The 16,680-nt window shown below is 67.6% G+C and carries 18 protein-coding genes; 9 read left to right on the forward strand and 9 right to left on the reverse strand.

Annotation, left to right across the window (positions count from 1 at the left end):
* Nucleotides 1–2: 2 nt before the first annotated feature.
* Together dut and coaBC are read right to left on the reverse strand one after the other, a co-directional pair.
* The gene (gene dut, locus AC5P8F_RS14350) at nt 3–476 is read right to left on the reverse strand and encodes a dUTP diphosphatase (protein ID WP_014035700.1); all 474 of its coding nucleotides are present in this window, start codon (nt 474–476) and stop codon (nt 3–5) included.
* Complete coding sequence (coaBC, locus tag AC5P8F_RS14355) at nt 473–1,762, reverse strand: bifunctional phosphopantothenoylcysteine decarboxylase/phosphopantothenate--cysteine ligase CoaBC (protein WP_329768293.1); 1,290 nt, start codon at nt 1,760–1,762, stop codon at nt 473–475. Before coaBC ends, dut begins: the two co-directional genes overlap by 4 nt.
* Before the next feature lie 199 nt (nt 1,763–1,961).
* Here coaBC and AC5P8F_RS14360 point away from each other — a divergent pair, with 199 nt between their 5' ends.
* From AC5P8F_RS14360 to AC5P8F_RS14375, 4 genes are all read left to right on the forward strand, one after another.
* Nucleotides 1,962–2,588, forward strand: coding sequence for a response regulator (locus tag AC5P8F_RS14360; protein WP_014645666.1), 627 nt, complete (start codon nt 1,962–1,964; stop codon nt 2,586–2,588).
* Nucleotides 2,589–2,658: 70 nt separating this feature from the next.
* Nucleotides 2,659–3,363, forward strand: a complete 705-nt coding sequence (gene radC / locus AC5P8F_RS14365) for a RadC family protein (protein WP_014035697.1) — start codon at nt 2,659–2,661, stop codon at nt 3,361–3,363.
* 112 nt (nt 3,364–3,475) lie between these two features.
* On the forward strand, nt 3,476–5,164 hold the full coding sequence (gene argS, locus AC5P8F_RS14370) for an arginine--tRNA ligase (protein WP_032961431.1): 1,689 nt from the start codon (nt 3,476–3,478) through the stop codon (nt 5,162–5,164).
* Between the two features lie 21 nt (nt 5,165–5,185).
* Entirely contained in the window at nt 5,186–6,082 is an 897-nt protein-coding gene (locus tag AC5P8F_RS14375; protein WP_046428160.1) for an SPOR domain-containing protein, read from the forward strand.
* A 90-nt stretch (nt 6,083–6,172) separates the two neighbouring features.
* Here AC5P8F_RS14375 and AC5P8F_RS14380 read toward each other — a convergent pair whose 3' ends face one another.
* The gene (locus tag AC5P8F_RS14380; protein ID WP_014035694.1) at nt 6,173–6,925 is read right to left on the reverse strand and encodes an SDR family NAD(P)-dependent oxidoreductase; all 753 of its coding nucleotides are present in this window, start codon (nt 6,923–6,925) and stop codon (nt 6,173–6,175) included.
* 123 nt (nt 6,926–7,048) lie between these two features.
* On the opposite strand from AC5P8F_RS14380, the gene AC5P8F_RS14385 reads away from it, so the two are divergent.
* Entirely contained in the window at nt 7,049–7,516 is a 468-nt protein-coding gene (locus AC5P8F_RS14385) for a YehS family protein (RefSeq protein ID WP_014645662.1), read from the forward strand.
* Here the strand turns inward: AC5P8F_RS14385 and AC5P8F_RS14390 are convergent.
* Nucleotides 7,485–8,372, reverse strand: a complete 888-nt coding sequence (locus AC5P8F_RS14390; RefSeq protein WP_014645661.1) for a LysR family transcriptional regulator — start codon at nt 8,370–8,372, stop codon at nt 7,485–7,487. The genes AC5P8F_RS14385 and AC5P8F_RS14390 overlap by 32 nt on opposite strands.
* Before the next feature lie 143 nt (nt 8,373–8,515).
* Between AC5P8F_RS14390 and AC5P8F_RS14395 the strand changes: the two genes are divergently transcribed.
* On the forward strand, nt 8,516–9,664 hold the full coding sequence (locus AC5P8F_RS14395; RefSeq protein WP_329768298.1) for an MFS transporter: 1,149 nt from the start codon (nt 8,516–8,518) through the stop codon (nt 9,662–9,664).
* Here the strand turns inward: AC5P8F_RS14395 and AC5P8F_RS14400 are convergent.
* Entirely contained in the window at nt 9,661–10,359 is a 699-nt protein-coding gene (locus AC5P8F_RS14400; protein ID WP_495228437.1) for a TorF family putative porin, read from the reverse strand. The genes AC5P8F_RS14395 and AC5P8F_RS14400 overlap by 4 nt on opposite strands.
* A gap of 178 nt (nt 10,360–10,537) precedes the next feature.
* On the opposite strand from AC5P8F_RS14400, the gene AC5P8F_RS14405 reads away from it, so the two are divergent.
* Nucleotides 10,538–10,927 (forward strand): DUF6165 family protein, encoded by a 390-nt coding sequence (locus AC5P8F_RS14405; RefSeq protein WP_010486915.1) that lies wholly within the window; start codon nt 10,538–10,540, stop codon nt 10,925–10,927.
* 6 nt (nt 10,928–10,933) lie between these two features.
* On the opposite strand, the gene AC5P8F_RS14410 is transcribed toward AC5P8F_RS14405, so the two are convergent.
* Both AC5P8F_RS14410 and AC5P8F_RS14415 read right to left on the reverse strand, forming a co-directional pair.
* Nucleotides 10,934–11,617 carry a response regulator transcription factor gene (locus AC5P8F_RS14410; protein ID WP_032961444.1) on the reverse strand — a complete coding sequence of 228 codons (684 nt, stop codon included), beginning with the start codon at nt 11,615–11,617 and terminating at the stop codon, nt 10,934–10,936.
* Nucleotides 11,618–11,815: 198 nt separating this feature from the next.
* Entirely contained in the window at nt 11,816–12,388 is a 573-nt protein-coding gene (locus AC5P8F_RS14415) for an OmpO family porin (protein WP_014645657.1), read from the reverse strand.
* A gap of 277 nt (nt 12,389–12,665) precedes the next feature.
* Between AC5P8F_RS14415 and AC5P8F_RS14420 the strand changes: the two genes are divergently transcribed.
* Complete coding sequence (locus tag AC5P8F_RS14420; RefSeq protein WP_495228439.1) at nt 12,666–13,025, forward strand: DUF1428 domain-containing protein; 360 nt, start codon at nt 12,666–12,668, stop codon at nt 13,023–13,025.
* A gap of 15 nt (nt 13,026–13,040) precedes the next feature.
* Here the strand turns inward: AC5P8F_RS14420 and AC5P8F_RS14425 are convergent, their stop codons facing one another.
* Both AC5P8F_RS14425 and AC5P8F_RS14430 read right to left on the reverse strand, forming a co-directional pair.
* Nucleotides 13,041–13,727 (reverse strand): hypothetical protein, encoded by a 687-nt coding sequence (locus AC5P8F_RS14425; RefSeq protein ID WP_014645654.1) that lies wholly within the window; start codon nt 13,725–13,727, stop codon nt 13,041–13,043.
* Nucleotides 13,728–13,834: 107 nt separating this feature from the next.
* Nucleotides 13,835–14,716, reverse strand: a complete 882-nt coding sequence (locus AC5P8F_RS14430) for a histone (RefSeq protein ID WP_495220122.1) — start codon at nt 14,714–14,716, stop codon at nt 13,835–13,837.
* Nucleotides 14,717–15,206: 490 nt separating this feature from the next.
* Between AC5P8F_RS14430 and AC5P8F_RS14435 the strand changes: the two genes are divergently transcribed.
* Nucleotides 15,207–16,640, forward strand: coding sequence for a Do family serine endopeptidase (locus tag AC5P8F_RS14435; protein ID WP_014645652.1), 1,434 nt, complete (start codon nt 15,207–15,209; stop codon nt 16,638–16,640).
* Nucleotides 16,641–16,680 lie beyond the last annotated feature (40 nt).

A 16,680-nucleotide genomic window follows, 5' to 3' on the forward strand; every position in this document is an offset into this window, starting at 1 on the left:
TGTCAACGCACCCCGGTATGGCCGAATCCACCCGCGCCCCGCACGCTGTCGGTGAAAGTATCCACTACCTGCAGGCTGACGCGGGCGATCGGAACCACCACCAGCTGCGCGATTCGATCGCCCGGCTCGATGGTGAAGGCCTCGCGGCCACGGTTCCAGACGCTGATCAGCAGCGGCCCCTGGTAGTCGGCATCGATCAGGCCGGTGCCGTTGCCCAGCACGATGCCATGCCGATGGCCCAGCCCGGAACGCGGCAGGATCACCGCGCACAGGTTCGGGTCGGCAATATGGATGGCCAGGCCGCTGGGCACCAGCGCGGTGTCGCCCGGCTGCAGGGTCAGCGCGGTATCCAGCGCCGCGCGCAGGTCCATGCCGGCACTGGCCTCGGTGGCATAGGCCGGCAGCGGCCAGCTGTCGCCGAAGCGCGGATCGAGCAGCTTGACCTGCAGCGGGTGGGAAGTGGATGCCTGGGTCATGCCTGGAGTCTCCGCGCGATCAGCGCCAGCAGTTGTTCGGCCAGCTCGCGCTTGGAAGTGGCCGGGAATACCTGTTCGCCGTCCTGCCAGAAGGCCGTGGCGGCATTGTTGTCGCTCTCGAAACCGCCGCCACTGATGCCGACCTGGTTGGCGATCACCAGGTCCAGGCGCTTGTCGACCAGTTTGCCGCGCGCGTATTTCTCCACGTCGTGGGTCTCGGCGGCGAAGCCGACCACCAGCTTCAGCGACTGCGTCTGTGCAGCGACTTCGGCGAGGATGTCCGGCGTGCGCACCAGTTCGATCACCAGCGACTGGCTGTCGGCGGTCTTCTTCAGCTTCTGCGCGGCGACCTGGCGCGGCGTGTAGTCGGACACCGCGGCGGCACCGATATAGATGTCGGCGGGCAGCGACTTCAGTACGGCATCGCGCATCTGCGCGGCCGAGCGCACGTCGATACGCTGCACGCCCGGCGGCGTCGGCAGCTGTACCGGACCGCTGACCAGCACCACCTGCGCGCCCAGCGCGGCAGCAGCGGCGGCCAGGGCAAAGCCCATCTTGCCGCTGCTGCGGTTGCCGACGTAACGCACCGGATCGATGTCTTCGTAGGTCGGGCCGGCACTGATCAGCAGGCGCAGCCCCTGCAGGGCACGGGTTTCCGGCGCGCCAACCGTCGCAGCGGCGCCGCCATTGGCGGCCAGCGCGGCCACGATGTCGCCGGGTTCGGCCAGCCGGCCGGGACCGGATTCACCTTCGGCCAGCGGGCCATCGACCGGGCCGATCACCTGCGCACCACGCTGGCGCAGCAGGGCGATGTTGGCCTGGGTGGCCGGATGCAGCCACATGCGATGGTTCATCGCCGGGCAGATCGTCAGCGGTGCGGTGCTGGCCAGGCACAGGGTGCTGACCAGGTCATCGGCATGGCCCTGGGCCAGCCGGGCCAGCAGATCGGCGGTTCCCGGCGCGACCACGATGCGGTCCGCCCAGCGGGCCAGCTCGATGTGGCCCATGGCCTGTTCGGCGGCGCTGTCCCACAGCGTGGTGCGGGTCGGCTGCCCGGACAGGGCCTGGAAACTGAGGGGGGTGACGAACTGCTGGGCGCCGGCGGTCATCGCCACCTGCACCTGGGCGCCCGCATCACGCAGGCGTCGCACCAGTTCCAGGGCCTTGTAGGCCGCGATCCCGCCTCCGACGCACAACAGCAGTTTCTGGCCTTCCAGCGCGCGGCCGGGCGCGGGGGAAGCGTTGGGGGAGTCAGCCACCTGGAATTCCTGTGCAAACGAGGGCATTAGCTTACCCGATGGTCGGTAATGTCCCGGTGCACAGCGCACATAGCGGGCAGCTATCAGCAGATGGGACTTGCACCACAGCGCTTCCGGGGTTCAAGACACTGCGATTCGGAACTTTCCTATACCTGTAGGCCGGCCACGTTTGCAGAATCGTCAGTGGCCGCCGCAGGTGTGCCGCTTCGCTTTTCGAGGATTCCGCGTGCACCCGCGCATCATCATCGCCGACGACCATCCCGTCGTCCTGCACGGCATCCGCATCGTGCTGCAGACCCACCTGATGGAGGTCGTCGGCAGCGCGCGTGACGGCGCCGAGCTGCTGCAGCTGGTCGAGCACCACGGCTGCGACGCGGTGCTGACCGACCTCTCCATGCCGGGCACCGGCCCGGATGGCCCGGAACTGATCGCTGAACTGCGCGCACGCCACCCGCGCATGCCCGTGGTGGTGCTTACCGGCGCCCGCCACCCCGGCCTGCTCGATGGCCTGCTGCGTGAGGGTGTCAGCGGCCTGGTCGACAAGTGCGCCGATTTCGGCGAGTTGCCGCAGGCCCTGAACGCGGCCATGGCAGGGCAGGTGTTCGTCTCGCAGCAGCTGCGCCACCACCTGCAGGCGCGCGACCTGATGTTCGCGCGCGAACCGGCGGCGCTGTCCGCCCGCGAACAGGAAGTGCTGGACCTGTTGGCCGCCGGGCTGAAAGTGAACGCCATCGCCGTCCACTGCGGCCGCAGCCCCAAGACGATCAGCCGGCAGAAGGCCGAGGCCAAGCGCAAGCTGGGGCTGCAGAACAACCAGGAGCTGTTCGCCTACCTGCAGTCGCGACGCGACTGAGGCAACGGCCGACCCGGGCATGCGTCCTGCCCTGATGGGCCGCATCGCCCCCACTGGCGATGATGCAGGCATGCCCATCCACGACTGGCCCGAACAGGAACGTCCCCGCGAGAAGCTGATCGCACGCGGCCCCGCCACGCTGTCCGACGCAGAACTGCTGGCACTGTTCCTCGGCTCCGGCTTCGGTGGACGCGATGCGGTGCAGACCGCGCGCGACCTGCTGCAGGCGCACGGTCCCCTGCGTGTGCTGCTGGACCGCCCGGCCCGCGAGCTGGCCCGGTTGCCGGGGCTGGGCCCTGCTCGAAGCTGTGCACTGGCCGCCGGGCTGGAACTGGCCCACCGCTATCTGGCGGCCGAACTTCAGCAGGGCGAGGCCGTCGGCAACAACCCGGCTGCGGTCGGCCGCTATCTGCAGCACCGCCTGCGCGGCCAGGCCCGCGAGATCTTCATGGCGCTGTTCCTGGACAACCGCCACCGCCTGATCGCCTGCGAAGAACTGTTCCAGGGCACCATCAATGCCGCCCCGGTCTATCCCCGCGAGGTGGTGCGTCGAGCCCTGCTGCACAATGCGGCAGCGGTGATCCTCAGCCACAATCATCCTTCCGGCGACCCCGAGCCCTCCGGCGCCGACACCCGCATCACCGATGAACTGCAGCAGGCGCTGGCACTGGTGGACGTGCGCCTGCTCGACCACTTCGTCGTCGGCGAGGGCCGCCCCGTTTCATTTGCTGAACGGGGCCTGCTGTCCCCGCCCCAGCCGCGCCTGTTCGGCTGAACGGCCCTGGTCAGGGCCGGGCGGGCGCCCCGCAGGCATGTCCTGGTCAGCGTGGGCGCGGGCATCTGCGCTAAAATGGGCGATTCCGCCGCTCATTCTCACAGCAGGCCTCGTGAAAAATCTCCTCCGCGCCCTGATCAGCCAAGGCATCGAAGCCTTGCGCGCCAATGGCACCCTGCCCGCCGACTCCCTGCCGCCGGACTTCGTGGTCGAGCGCCCGAAGACCCGTGACCACGGCGACTTCGCCACCAACGCCGCGATGCTGCTGGCCAAGGCCGCGCGCAGCAATCCGCGCGCACTGGCACAGGCGCTGGTCGAGGCGCTGCCGCGCAGCGAGGACGTCAGCAAGGTCGAGATCGCCGGCCCCGGCTTCATCAACTTCCATCTGGCCCCGGCCGCGTACCAGCGCGAAACCGCCTCGGTCATCAAGGAAGCCCACGACTACGGCCGCAACCTGTCCGGCAATGGCCGCACGGTGGGCGTGGAGTATGTGTCGGCCAACCCGACCGGCCCGCTGCATGTCGGCCATGGCCGCGCAGCGGCGATCGGCGACTGCGTGGCCCGCGTGCTCGATGCCAACGGCTGGAACGCCAAGCGCGAGTTCTACTACAACGACGCTGGCGTGCAGATCGAGAACCTGGCGCTGTCCACCCAGGCGCGGATCAAGGGCATCGCACCCGATCAGGACGGCTGGCCGGAAGGCGGCTACCGCGGTGAGTACATCGCCGATGTCGCCCGCGCCTACATGGCCGGTGCCAGCGTCGACCTGGAAGGCAGCACCGTGGTCGGCGCCAAGGACCCGGACGACATGCAGGCAATCCGCCGCTTCGCCGTGGCCTACCTGCGCAACGAGCAGAACCTGGACCTGGCCGCGTTCGGTGTCGACTTCGACATCTACTTCCTGGAAAGCTCGCTGTACGCCGACGGCAAGGTTGCCGAAGCGGTGGCCAAGCTGCAGGCGTCCGGCCACACCTATGAGGAAGGCGGCGCGCTGTGGCTGCGCAGCACCGACTTCGGTGACGACAAGGACCGCGTGATGCGCAAGTCCGACGGCACCTTCACCTACTTCGTGCCGGACGTGGCCTACCACCTGTCCAAGTGGCAGCGCGGCTACGAGCGCGCGATCACCGAACTGGGCGCCGACCATCACGGCTCGCTGGCGCGCGTGCGCGCCGGCCTGCAGGCGATGGAAGTGGGCATCCCGCAGGGCTGGCCGGAATACGTGCTGCACCAGATGGTCACGGTCATGCGCGGCGGCGAGGAAGTGAAGCTGTCCAAGCGTGCCGGCAGCTACTTCACCCTGCGCGACCTGATCGAAGAAGCCGGCCGCGATGCGACCCGCTGGTTCCTGATCGCGCGCAAGCCCGATTCGCAGCTGACCTTCGACATCGACCTGGCGCGCCAGCAGAGCAACGACAATCCGGTGTTCTACGTGCAGTACGCGCACGCCCGTGTCTGCAGCCTGCTGCGCCAGGCGCAGGAAAAGGGCCTGGTGTACGAGCAGGGCAATGGCCTGGCCAACCTTGGCCACCTGGCCGACGATGCCTCGCTGCTGTTGATGAACGAGATCTCGCGCTATCCGGAAGTGGTGGAAGCGGCCGGCGTGGCGCTGGAGCCGCACCTGGTGGCGCAGTACCTGCGTGAATTGGCGCATGCCTTCCACACGTGGTATCACGGGACGCCGGTGCTGGTGGAAGACGCCGCCGATCGCAACGCCAAGCTGACCCTGGCCTGCGCGGCGCGCCAGGTGCTGGCCAACGGCCTTGAACTCCTGGGCGTGAGCGCCCCGGAAAAAATGTAAGCATCAGGAGACGCAGTACACATGGCAGCACGACGCGGCAAAACCCAGGCACGACGCAACAGCAGCAGCCAGGGCACACCCGGATGGGTGTGGCTGGTGGCCGGTGTGGCGATCGCCGCCGTGGTGTTCCTGGCGGCGCCGAACCTGTTCAAGGGCGAAGGCGACGGCTTCCTGCGCGCCGGTCCGCAGCCGAACCCGAACGCGCAGCCGGCCCCGGTTGCTGATGCAGACAGCGATGTCGGCAGCCAGCCAGCCGCGCAGCCGGCCACGCCGAAGCCGGCCGAACCGGAGAAGCCCGCGGCGACGCAGTACGACTTCTACACCCTGCTGCCGGGCAAGGAAGTGGAAATGTCCGACGCCGAACTGGCCGCCAGCGCGCGTGCCGAGGACCAGCGCCGGGCCAAGGCCGAAGCGTCGCGCGCGCAGGCCGCGCTGGAGGGCAAGCCGGTGCCGCCGGCGAGCACGGCCACGCCGGCACCGACCGCAACGGCCAGCGTCGCCAGCACCGCACCGGTGACCGCGAGCAACCGTCCGCTGCCGGCACCGCTGAGCGAGCGCCCGGCCGCGGCAACCCCGCCGGCCAGCACCGCACCGGCGTCGACCAGCACGGCCGCCACCCCCGCGCCGCGCGCGGAAGCCGCGCCCACCGCGCCGGCGACCACTGCCGCACCGGCGCCCGCCGACAACGCCCGCTACATCCTGCAGGCAGGTGCCTTCGGTGCGTCCGGCGACGCCGAAGCCACCAAGGCCAAGCTGGCCATGATGGGCCTGGCGGCACGCGTGGAGTCGGCGCAGATCAACGGCAAGACCGTGTATCGCGTGCGCATGGGGCCGTACGGCAGCGCCGGCGAACTGTCTGAAGCGAAGCAGAAGCTGGATGGCACCGGCCTGCAGGCGATGGCCATCAAGGCGCAGTGACGTTCTGCGGGACTGCATGAAGAAAGCCGGGCATTGCCCGGCTTTTTTTGTTTCTGCCGAGTCGAGCATGGCTCGACTCCACACACGGCGTCAGCCCTCGCGGGCGACCTGGAACCCGGCGAAGGACTGGCTGACCGGCATCAGCTCCAGGCGATTGATGTTCAGGTGCGGTGGCAGCGTGGCCACCCAGAAGATCTGTTCGGCGATGTCTTCGGCGGTCATCGGATTGGCACCGCTGTACAGCTTGTCCGATGCATTCTGGTCGCCATGGGTGCGGACCACGGTGAACTCGGTCTCGGCCATGCCCGGCTCGATCGTGGTCACGCGCACGCCGGTGCCGTGCAGGTCCGAACGCAGGCCCAGCGAGAACTGGCTGACGAAGGCCTTGGTGCCACCGTAGGCGTTGCCACCCGGGTACGGGTAGACGCCGGCCACCGACGAGATGTTGATGATCGCACCCTTGCGCTCCACCAGCTGCGGCAACAGGCGGTGGGTCAGGGTCACCAGCGCGGTGATGTTGGTGTCGATCATCGTGGTCCAGTCCGACAGCCTGGCGCTCTGTGCCGGTGCGGTGCCCTGCGCCAGACCGGCGTTATTGACCAGCAGGTCGATCTCGCCGAAGGCCGGCGGCAGCGCCAGCAGGGCCGCCTCCATCGCCACCGGATCGCGGATGTCGAAGGCGGCGGCGTGCACCACGTCCTTGCCATAGCGCTCGACCAGCGGTTGCAGGCGTTCGCCGCGGCGGCCGGTGGCGATCACTTTCCAGCCGGCCTGGGCGAAGCGGTGGACGGCGGCGGCGCCGAAGCCGGACGTGGCGCCGGTAATCAGGACAGTGCGGGTCATCAGGCAACTCCAGGGGGAAAACCAGATCCCCATTCTGGCACCGTCCGGCAGCACCCGTGTTGCCGGATCGGCCAGATCCGGGGCGGCGACCCCACGTGTCGGGGTGACCGGTACAATTGCGCCATGATCAACAATGATGTCCTGCGCAGCGTGCGCTACTCCCTGGACCTGGGTGACCAGCACGTGGTCACCCTGTGCCAGATGGCCGACCCGGCCTTCGCCGTGGATACCGAGCAGGTGAAGGCCTGGCTGCGCCGCGAGGACGAAGCCGGTTTCGAGGCGATGAACGACAGCGCACTGGCGCACTTCCTCGATGGCCTGATCGTGCACCTGCGCGGTCGCGACGAGAGCCAGCCGCAGCGTGCGGTGGAAACCCGCATCGACAACAACCTGGTGCTGAAGAAGCTGCGCGTGGCCTTCCAGCTGCGCGACGTGGACCTGATGGAGATCTTCGCCAGCGCCGGCTTCAACGTGTCCAAGTCGGAAGTCGGTGCGTTGTTCCGCCAGCCCGGGCACACCAACTACCGGCGCTGCCTGGACCAGATGCTGCGCAACTTCCTCAAGGGCCTGAGCCTGCGCCTGCGCGGCTGAGCACGGCCTCGACGAAGGCGCGCGCGGCCGGCGTCGGCAGCCGCTGCCAGACCAGGTGTACGCGCCGGGTCGGGGTCGGCTGCAGTGGAATCTGAACCACGCCCTGGAAACCTTCGGCGATCAACGCCGGCACGATGCCCACCGCCAATCCGTGGCGGACGAAGCGCTCGACCAGTTCCATCAGGTTGACCTCGAAACGCACCGTGTGCGGCAGGCCAGCGGCGGCGAAGGCATCGTCGGTCTGCCGGCGCGCACCGGTACCGCGCGGGAAGTCGACCAGCGCTTCATCCTGCAGTGCGGTCAATGGCAGCCGCGTGCGCCCGGCGAGCCGGTGCGACGGCGCCAGTACCGCTACCAGATCCTCCTCCTGCAGCACCTGGTGGCAGACGCCATCCAGCGCTGCCGACGGCGCCAGGCCGACCAGTGCCACATCCAGCGCGCGCGACTGCACCTGTGCGATCAGGTCTTCGCTCTTGTCCACGCGCAGCTGGAACTCCACCTGTGGGTGCACCCGCTGGAAGGCCGCCAGCATCGCCACGACGTCGATGTCGGTCAGCGAAGAAATCTGCCCGATGGCCAGCAGGCCACGCACTTCGCCACTGACGGCGGCCACGTCGGCGCGCAGGTGGCGCAGGCTGGCCAGCACCTGGCGTGCGTGCACCAGCAACGCCTCGCCGGCGGCGGTAGCCCGCACCTGGCGTGGCAGGCGCTCGAACAGCGTGGCACCCAGTTCCTGTTCCAGGTGGGCGATCTGGTGGCTGAGCGCGGACTGCACCACGTGGCAGCGCTCGGCGGCACGGGTGAAATTGCCCTCCTCGGCCAGGGCGACGGCAAACTCGAGCTGCTTGAGGTTCATCCAGCTATCTTGTTTTCAGATGACAAGGATGATGATGATTCATTTCCATCATGACCGCAGCAGGCGGACACTGTGCACCCCGCTTCCTGGAACACCGCGTGAGCCCCTCCCTTCCCCCTCTGCACCGCTGGCAGGTGCTGCTGATGTCGGTCGCCACCGGCGTGGCCGTGGCCAGCAACTACTATGCGCAACCGCTGCTGCACACCATCGCAGATGCCTTCGGCGTGCCGTTCGGCCAGGTCGGCATGGTGGTTACCGCAGCACAGCTGAGCTATGCCGCCGGACTGATCCTGCTGGTGCCACTGGGTGACCTGTTCGAGCGCCGCCGCTTGATCGTGGTGATGAGCCTGCTGTCGGCCGGTGGCCTGGTGATCAGTGCCTGCGCGCCGTCGCTGGCCTGGCTGCTGGTCGGGACCGCAATCACCGGACTGTTTTCGGTGGTGGCACAGGTGCTGGTGCCGTTCGCGGCCACGCTGGCCGCGCCGGAACATCGTGGCCGCGTGGTCGGCACGCTGATGAGTGGCCTGCTGCTGGGCATCCTGCTGGCGCGTACCGTGGCCGGCCTGCTTTCCAGCCTGGGTGACTGGCGCCTGGTGTATGCCATCGCTGCCGGCACCCTGGTGCTGACCGCACTGGCATTGCAGCGCGGCCTGCCGCGATTCCACCACAGCGCCGGCCTGGGCTATTTCGCCTTGCTGCGCTCGATCGGCGTGCTGTTCGTGCAGGAGCCGGTGCTGCGCCAGCGCACCCTGCTGGGCGCCTGCAGCTTTGCCATGTTCGCGATTTTCTGGACCCCGCTCGCGTTCCTGCTGGCGCAGCCACCGTACGCCTACAGCGATGCCACCATCGGCCTGTTCGGGCTGGTCGGTGCAGCCGGTACGCTGGCGGCCGGCCTGGCCGGGCGCATGTCCGATCGCGGCCAGACCGGACGCGCCACTGCCATCGCGCTGGTGCTGTTGCTGCTGTCGTGGCTGCCACTGGGGCTGTCGGCCCACTCGCTGCTGGCGCTGCTGATCGGCGTGGTGGTGCTGGACCTGGCCGCACAGCTGCTGCACGTCAGCAACCAGAATCTGATCTATGCGCTGCAGCCCGCGGCGCGCAACCGCCTCAATGCCGGCTACATGACCGGCTACTTCATCGGCGGCTCGCTGGGTTCGCTGCTGTCGGCGCAGGTCTACCAGCGCTACGGTTGGACCGGCGTCTGCGTGGCCGGTGCCGCCGTGGCCGTGCTGGCCCTGCTGCTGTGGCTGCCCGGCGCGCTGCGCGCGCGCCAGGCGGCATCGTCGAACTAGAAGCTGCCCTGCAGCGCCAGCTCCCAGCGTCCACCGGCATTGCCCGGGAACAGTCGCTTGGCCGCGCTGTCGGTGTCATGCACGGTGGCGCGCAGCTCCCATGCCGGAGTCAGCGTGGCAATGGCACTGAGCTGGCCATGCAGGTAATCCGGGCCCTGCGCGGTGGCCAGCCAGTACTGGCCCACCGCTGCTTCCAGGCGGACGCGTTCGCGCAACGGCACACGCACGCCCAGCTGGGCATAGGTTCCGCGATGGCCACCGGCCAACGCATCGTTGGAATGCGCGACCTGCAGCCAGGCGCGCTGCTTCCAGGTCACGGTGGTGTTGAGTTCGGTCCAGTCCAGCGCACGACCGGTACCCGGATACACATAGCGGGTCAGGTTCGCATCCAGCGTCCAGTCCGGTGCCAGCGCGCCGGACCAGCCCGCCACCAGGTCGAACTCGCTGCGCGCGCCATTGTCCGGCTTGAACGAGACGTTGGACCCCCACACGCTGGCGTACCAGCCCGATGGGATCGAGATCTTCGCGCCGGCTTGCACCGCCGGGTCACCATCGCTCTGCGAGCTGCCGCGCCACACGTAGTCACTGGTCAAGGCCGCACTGCCACTGACCTGCACCTGTGCCTGCGCGCTGCCCATGCCAAGCAGCCCTGCCAGGGCGGCCACCACCGCCGCCATCGTCCCCTTGCTGTTCACTGCACTGTGTTCCTCGTCGAAGGCGGTCACGCCGCCGGGACGGCAGTGTCCAGCGCGTGGCCGTAACGGATCGAGGGTGCGGCCCGGGCCGCGGCGCAAATTCGGCGTAAATCCCGTGGATCGGGGCCATGCGCCAGCGGCGCGGTATCATGGCGCCCTGTTTCCAGGAACCAACCGCGTGGACGCCATCCTGACCCCGGTATCGATCGGCGAGCTGATCGACAAGATCACCATTCTCCAGATCAAGGCCGAGCGCATCGACGATGCCGCCAAGCTGGCCAACGTGCGCACCGAGCTGGACGGCCTGCTGCCCCTGTTGCAGCAGCAGCTGCAGGCACAGCCGGCCCTGGCCGCGCTGCAGCAGCAGTTGAAGGCGATCAACGAGCGTATGTGGGACATCCAGGACCAGCTGCGCGACAAGGAAGCGGCCCAGGTGTTCGATGATGCATTCATCCAGCTGGCACGCGGTGTCTATGGCACCAATGGCGAGCGCGTGCAGGTGAAGAACGAGATCAACCGCGTGGCCGGTTCTGCACTGGTGGAAGAGAAGCAGTACCAGGGCGAGTAACGCCGCTCATCCGCATTCCAGCAGGTGGCGGAAGCGGAACAGGTCACCGTCGCCGCGGATGCCGAGCTTGCGGTAGGCCGAGGTTTTCTGCGAGCTGATCGTGCTGGCTGAACGCCCCGATCGCAGGGCCATTTCGCTGGTGCTGACCCCTTTCAGCACCAGCCCGAGCACTTCCCGTTCGCGCTGGCTCAACGGCACCAGTGCCGGGGCCGGCATTCTGCGTGCACGCGTGCCCGGCAGGTTCAGTTCCGCGCGCAGCTCCGGTGGCACGAAGCGCCCTCCCCGGGCGACCACATCAATGGCACGCAGCAACACGTCCGGTGGCGTCGACTTGGACAGGAAGCCGCGCGCACCGGCACGCATCGCGGTGGCCACCGTGCTGGCATTGCAGTGTGCCGAGAGCACCAGCACCGGCAGTGCCGGCCAGCGCTGCGACAGCACGTGCAACAGGGCCAACCCATCGCCCAGGTCGCCCATGGGCAACGCATCGATCAGCAGCAGGTCGACACACGTCGGGCTGCGCTCCAGCAGGTGCAGCAGGTGCGCCTCGCTGGACAGGCTCACCCGTACCTGCACACCCGCGTGCTGGCGCAGCAGCACTTCCACGCCCAACCGCAGTACCGGGTGCGGGTCCAGCAGCGCCAGGCGTCGTGGCCGATCAGGCAGCAGAGGCGGGAGGGTCAGCGGCATTGCGGCATGTCCAGGCAACATGGGACATCCAACGTAGGTCGGTGCCCGCAGCGGCGGAATCCAATTCCTTGCAATGGCTGGCCCGCGCATTCCGCCAGTCAGACAGCATTCCGGTTTGCCACGGCGCAAACGCAACAGGCCCGGCAAATGCCGGGCCTGTTGGGGCGTCTCCAGCGCGCAATCGCGCCGAGGCAGCAATTACCAGCTGAAGCGCGGGCCGACGGTGTATTCCTTGTCGCCGTGGCGGTTCATCTTCAGCTCGCCGTTCAGGCCCCAGTTCTGGTTCAGCTTGACCTGACCACCCAGGCGGCCGTACCACTGGCCATCCGGATTGACGCCGTGCTTCTTGGCGTAGTCTTCGTAACCGACCATGCCGTAGACCTCGGCGTGGGCGCCGAAGGCAGTGCGGATACCGGCTTCAGCGCTGTAGCCATTGAAGTCCAGACCGTGCTTGCGGTCGAACTTCTGGTAGGCAACGCGGGCAACGAAGTCGGTGCTCGGAGCGATTTCAACGTTGTAGCCGGCACCGACCTTCCACTGGTCAACCTTCAGGTTGGTGTGGTCGATTTCCTGGCGGCTGTATTCGCCGAAGGCGTGGAAGTTCGGCAGGAAGCCGTAGGAACCCTTCACGCCCCAGCCGTCGGCCTTGATGCCTTCAACGTCGGTCTTGGCGTAGTCGGCTTCGGCGTAGTTGTAGGACAGGTTCTCAGCAGCCGAAGCGGTGAACGGCAGGGCAGCGGCCAGGGCCAGAGCAATCAGCGAATTCTTCATGGGGGTACACCTTTACTTTCTTATGGTGTGCAGCAGCGCCAAGGCGCCATCGCATCGGGAATGTAAATTCTCCGTTATTCGCCACAACGCTCCCTGAAAACAGCGGTCTTCGCATTGCTGAATTTTTTGGCTTGATTCAGGCTGCGTCTGGCATACGCGCGCGGCGCGCGTGCATTTTTCAGGTTTCTTCACCGTCCACCGTTGTCGATCCCCGATCCCCTGGTTCGTCGTGTACCTGAAGGCCGTGCATGTGGCACGGTCCATCCGGAGGCAGGCAATGAGCTACATCGACGGTTTCGTCCTGGCGGTGCCCACCGCCAACAAGGAGAAGTTCCTCGCCCATGCACGCACAGGGGATCCCGTTTTCATCGAGTACGGCGCGCTGCGCGTGGTCGAGTGCTGGGGCGATGACGTGCCGCACGGCAGGACCACCGACTTCTTCGGCGCGGTGAAAGCCACGCCGGATGAGACGGTGGTGTTTTCCTGGATCGAATGGCCGGACAAGCCGACCCGCGACGCCGGCATGAAGAAGATGATGGAGGACCCGCGGTTTGATCCAACGAAGAATCCGATGCCGTTCGACGGCGCGCGGATGATCTACGGCGGCTTCGTGCCGCTCTACGAGCTGACGCGCTGAACCCGGCGGACGTGCTCAGCGCGCGTCCGTTTCATCGCTGGCAGCAGCATGGCCGGCGCCCAGTGCGGCGCCGGCACCGAGGCCCATGCCGCCCATGCCGGCGCCCATTCCACCACCACCGCCACCGCCTGCACGGCCGCCCTTGGCATCGCCGTCGTTACGGCCCTTGCCGCCACCACTGGCAACGGGCCGGGTCGGCCCCTGCGGTGGAATCTGCAGATCGGCCGGAATCGGGGCCAGATCCAGCGCTTCGCGCACGAAGTCGCGCAGCGAGACCACCAGTTCGTGGGTATGCACCGGGCGCCCCTGTGCCAGTTCGTTGGCGGCACGCGTGGCCAGCCGCACCTGTTCGTCGGTGCCCAGCAGCAGGATGTCCGACAGCGCGGCCTCGACCGCATCGCGGATGCGCCGCGCACGGTCCGAGCGCGGCTCGGCGATGCCGTCGGCATCTTCGCGCTGGCGCAGGTCGCGACGATGGCTGGGATCCACGCCCAGCTCGCCGGTGAACGAACCGCCCAGGGTCTTGTAGGCGGCCATCAGCGTGCGCAGCCGTTCGTTGATCTGCCGGTTCTCGCGCTCGCGGCGCTGCTGCAGGGTCTGCATCACCAGCAGGCGGATGCCGACGCCGAGCAGGGTGATCAGGACCAGGCCGGCCAACGTGGACAGCACGCCCTGCCAGGAACTGAAGTCGATACCGCGCATGGTCGGGGCTCCGGCGGGAAGAACCTGCATCTTGCCCCAGGTAGCGCCCCAGAAACGCGAAAGGCCCTACCACCCGGTGGGTGGCAGGGCCTTCGGTCACGGCGCGATTACTTGCGCTTGGCGACCTTGCGCACGGCCTTCTTGGCCGGAGCCTTCTTGGCGGCGACCTTCTTCAGCGGCGCAGCCTTCCTGGCGACCGTCTTGCGGGTGGCGGCAACCTTCTTGCCCACCGCCTTCTTGGCGACGGCGGTCTTCTTGCCGACAGCCTTCTTGGCGACGGCGGCCTTCTTGCCAACAGCCTTCTTGGCGACGGCAGCCTTCTTGCCGACAACCTTCTTGGCGGCCGCGGTCTTCTTGGTGGCGACCTTCTTGGTGACGGCAACCTTCTTGCCGACAACCTTCTTCGCAGCCACGGCCTTCTTGCCGGCGACCTTCTTGGCGGCGACGGTCTTCTTGGCCACAGCCTTCTTGGCGGTGGCGACCTTCTTGCCGACCACCTTCTTGGCGGCCGCGGTCTTCTTGGCAACGGTCTTCTTCGCGACGGCGGCCTTCTTGGTGGCGGCCTTCTTCACGGTGGCGACCTTCTTGCCGGCAGCCTTGGTGGTCTTCTTGGCGGCAGCGGCCTTCTTGGTCACAGCCTTGCCTGCAGCGGCCTTCTTCTTGGCCACTTCCTTCTTCAGGGCAGCGGCTTCGGCCTTGGCGTTCTTCTTGGCCGCTTCCAGCTTCTTCTTGGCATTGGCAACGGTCTTGCCGACCGACTTGGCGGCCTTGTCGGCCTTCTTGGCAACGGTCTTCTCGACCTTGGCCACGGCCTTCTTGGCCTTGGCAACGCGGGTACCGGCCGCCTTGGTGGCGCGCTTGACGGTCTTCTTGACCGACTTCACGGCGTCTTCGGCGGCGTGGGCGATGGTCTCGCCAACGTTGGTGGCGGCTTCTTTGACGTTCTCGACGGCGTCGGTCACGACCGACACACCATTACCGTTGCTCATGTTGCCCTCCTGGGGGCCTTAAGTATCAAAACGGGGCGATGCTATACCGACATTGACGATCGTGGAACGGGGCACGCGCCCGCAATCGCATCTGATGCGACGGCCATGGTGTAGCCCACCACTGCCGCAGAAGCGGCGGGTTGACAGGAAACCCCTTTTTTTAAGGACTACGCCACAGCAAGCGCATGGTCGAAGATGGCCGTTGCGTGCCGTTGCACGGACGCGGCATCCGATGCGTGCTGTGGCGCATTGCGGCACCCGGTTGCGCGGAACTGCGCAGGTATCGGTCTGTGTCGGCGCCCCCGGCGATCGTCTTCGGTGGTGCAGGCGTCGCCTGTGCGGTGTCGCCACAGCCATGCTGTCAGCCTCCTCACTCGCCTTTCGCGGCCTGCGGTTTTCATGGCGCATTTATCCAGATCGCGACACACTCATTCAGCTTGTTTTACCGTAGGGCCGAACCGCCCCCACCCACGCCAGCGAACCGACAACCATGCGACCGCTTCCCACCCTGCTTACGCTCGCAATCGCCGCCGCCTTCGGTGGCTTCGTTGCCACCGGCATCAATGCCCACCTGGACAACCGTGCCGATGCAGCACCGCTGCCAGCGGTGCTGCCGACCACCGCCGCGTTGCCGGCCGCGGTGGCCGGACAGGCGGTGCCTTCGCTGGCGCCGATGCTGGAAAAGGCGATGCCGGCCGTGGTCAGCGTCAACACCAAGCAGGTGGTGCGCGTGCGCAACCCGTTCTTCAACGACCCGTTCTTCCGCCGCCTGTTCCCGGATATCCCGCAGGAGCGCATCAACGAATCGCTGGGCTCGGGCGTGATCATCGACGCCAAGGAAGGCCTGGTGCTGACCAACCACCATGTCATCGACAACGCCGATGACGTGCAGGTGACACTGGCCGACGGGCGCACGGTGAAGGCCGAGTTCCTCGGTTCGGACCGCGATACCGACATCGCGCTGATCCGCATCCCGGCGCAGAACCTGACCGACATCAAGCTCGGCAACAGCGACCAGCTGCGGGTCGGTGACTTCGTGGTGGCCATCGGCAACCCGTTCGGCTTCAGCCAGACGGTCACCTCGGGCATCGTCTCGGCGGTGGGCCGCAGCGGCATCCGTGGCCTGGGCTACCAGAACTTCATCCAGACCGATGCGTCAATCAACCCCGGCAATTCCGGTGGCGCCCTGGTCGACCTGCAGGGCCAGCTGGTCGGCATCAATACCGCCAGCTTCAACCCGCAGGGCAGCATGGCCGGCAACATCGGCCTGGGCCTGGCGATTCCGTCCAACCTGGCGCGCAGCGTGGTCGACCAGCTGGTCAAGCACGGCGTGGTGGTACGCGGCACGCTGGGCGTGGAGAGCCAGAACCTGACCGCGCAGATCGCGCAGGGGCTGGGCCTGGGCGAAACGCGCGGTGCGCTGATCACCCGCGTGCTGGCCGGTTCGGCGGCCGCCGCGGCCGGGTTGAAGCCGGGCGACGTGGTGGTCTCGGCCAACGGCCAACGCGTGGACAGCGCCGAAGCCCTGCACAACGTGGAAGGCCTGGCTGCGGTCGGCAGCCCGATGACGCTGGACGTACGCCGCGAAGGCAAGCCCGTGCAGATCAAGGCCACGCTGAAGGAACAGGCGCGTGCGGTCACCGGCGAGAGCCTGGACCCGCGGTTGACCGGTGCCACCTTCGTCGACCTGCCCGAGTCGCTGCGACAGTCGGGTGTCGGCGGCGTGCTGGTCAGCGAGGTCAAGCGTGGCAGCCGCGCGGCCAGCAACGGCCTGCAGCAGGGCGACATCATCACCGACGCCACCGTGGGTGAATTCGCCGACCTGGCCAGCTGGCGCGCCAACTTCCAGCAGCGCCCGCCGACCCTGGTGGTGCGCGTGCTGCGCAACAATGGCCAGCAGCAGGGCCAGCTCGTGATGCGCTGATCGCCCTGCCGTAACACCCCCTATACCCCGGCAATGCTAT

This window comes from Stenotrophomonas sp. YJH_SMC_69 (assembly GCF_059370495.1).

Excerpts from the sequence above, each read along its gene's own strand:
- dut (WP_014035700.1), bottom strand. The coding sequence starts at position 476 with ATGACCCAGGCATCCACTTCCCACCCGCTGCAGGTCAAGCTGCTCGAT.
- coaBC (WP_329768293.1), bottom strand. The coding sequence starts at position 1,762 with ATGCCCTCGTTTGCACAGGAATTCCAGGTGGCTGACTCCCCCAACGCT.
- radC (WP_014035697.1), top strand. The coding sequence starts at position 2,659 with ATGCCCATCCACGACTGGCCCGAACAGGAACGTCCCCGCGAGAAGCTG.
- AC5P8F_RS14375 (WP_046428160.1), top strand. The coding sequence starts at position 5,186 with ATGGCAGCACGACGCGGCAAAACCCAGGCACGACGCAACAGCAGCAGC.
- AC5P8F_RS14380 (WP_014035694.1), bottom strand. The coding sequence starts at position 6,925 with ATGACCCGCACTGTCCTGATTACCGGCGCCACGTCCGGCTTCGGCGCC.
- AC5P8F_RS14385 (WP_014645662.1), top strand. The coding sequence starts at position 7,049 with ATGATCAACAATGATGTCCTGCGCAGCGTGCGCTACTCCCTGGACCTG.
- AC5P8F_RS14390 (WP_014645661.1), bottom strand. The coding sequence starts at position 8,372 with ATGAACCTCAAGCAGCTCGAGTTTGCCGTCGCCCTGGCCGAGGAGGGC.
- AC5P8F_RS14395 (WP_329768298.1), top strand. The coding sequence starts at position 8,516 with ATGTCGGTCGCCACCGGCGTGGCCGTGGCCAGCAACTACTATGCGCAA.
- AC5P8F_RS14410 (WP_032961444.1), bottom strand. The coding sequence starts at position 11,617 with ATGCCGCTGACCCTCCCGCCTCTGCTGCCTGATCGGCCACGACGCCTG.
- AC5P8F_RS14415 (WP_014645657.1), bottom strand. The coding sequence starts at position 12,388 with ATGAAGAATTCGCTGATTGCTCTGGCCCTGGCCGCTGCCCTGCCGTTC.
- AC5P8F_RS14420 (WP_495228439.1), top strand. The coding sequence starts at position 12,666 with ATGAGCTACATCGACGGTTTCGTCCTGGCGGTGCCCACCGCCAACAAG.
- AC5P8F_RS14425 (WP_014645654.1), bottom strand. The coding sequence starts at position 13,727 with ATGCGCGGTATCGACTTCAGTTCCTGGCAGGGCGTGCTGTCCACGTTG.
- AC5P8F_RS14430 (WP_495220122.1), bottom strand. The coding sequence starts at position 14,716 with ATGAGCAACGGTAATGGTGTGTCGGTCGTGACCGACGCCGTCGAGAAC.
- AC5P8F_RS14435 (WP_014645652.1), top strand. The coding sequence starts at position 15,207 with ATGCGACCGCTTCCCACCCTGCTTACGCTCGCAATCGCCGCCGCCTTC.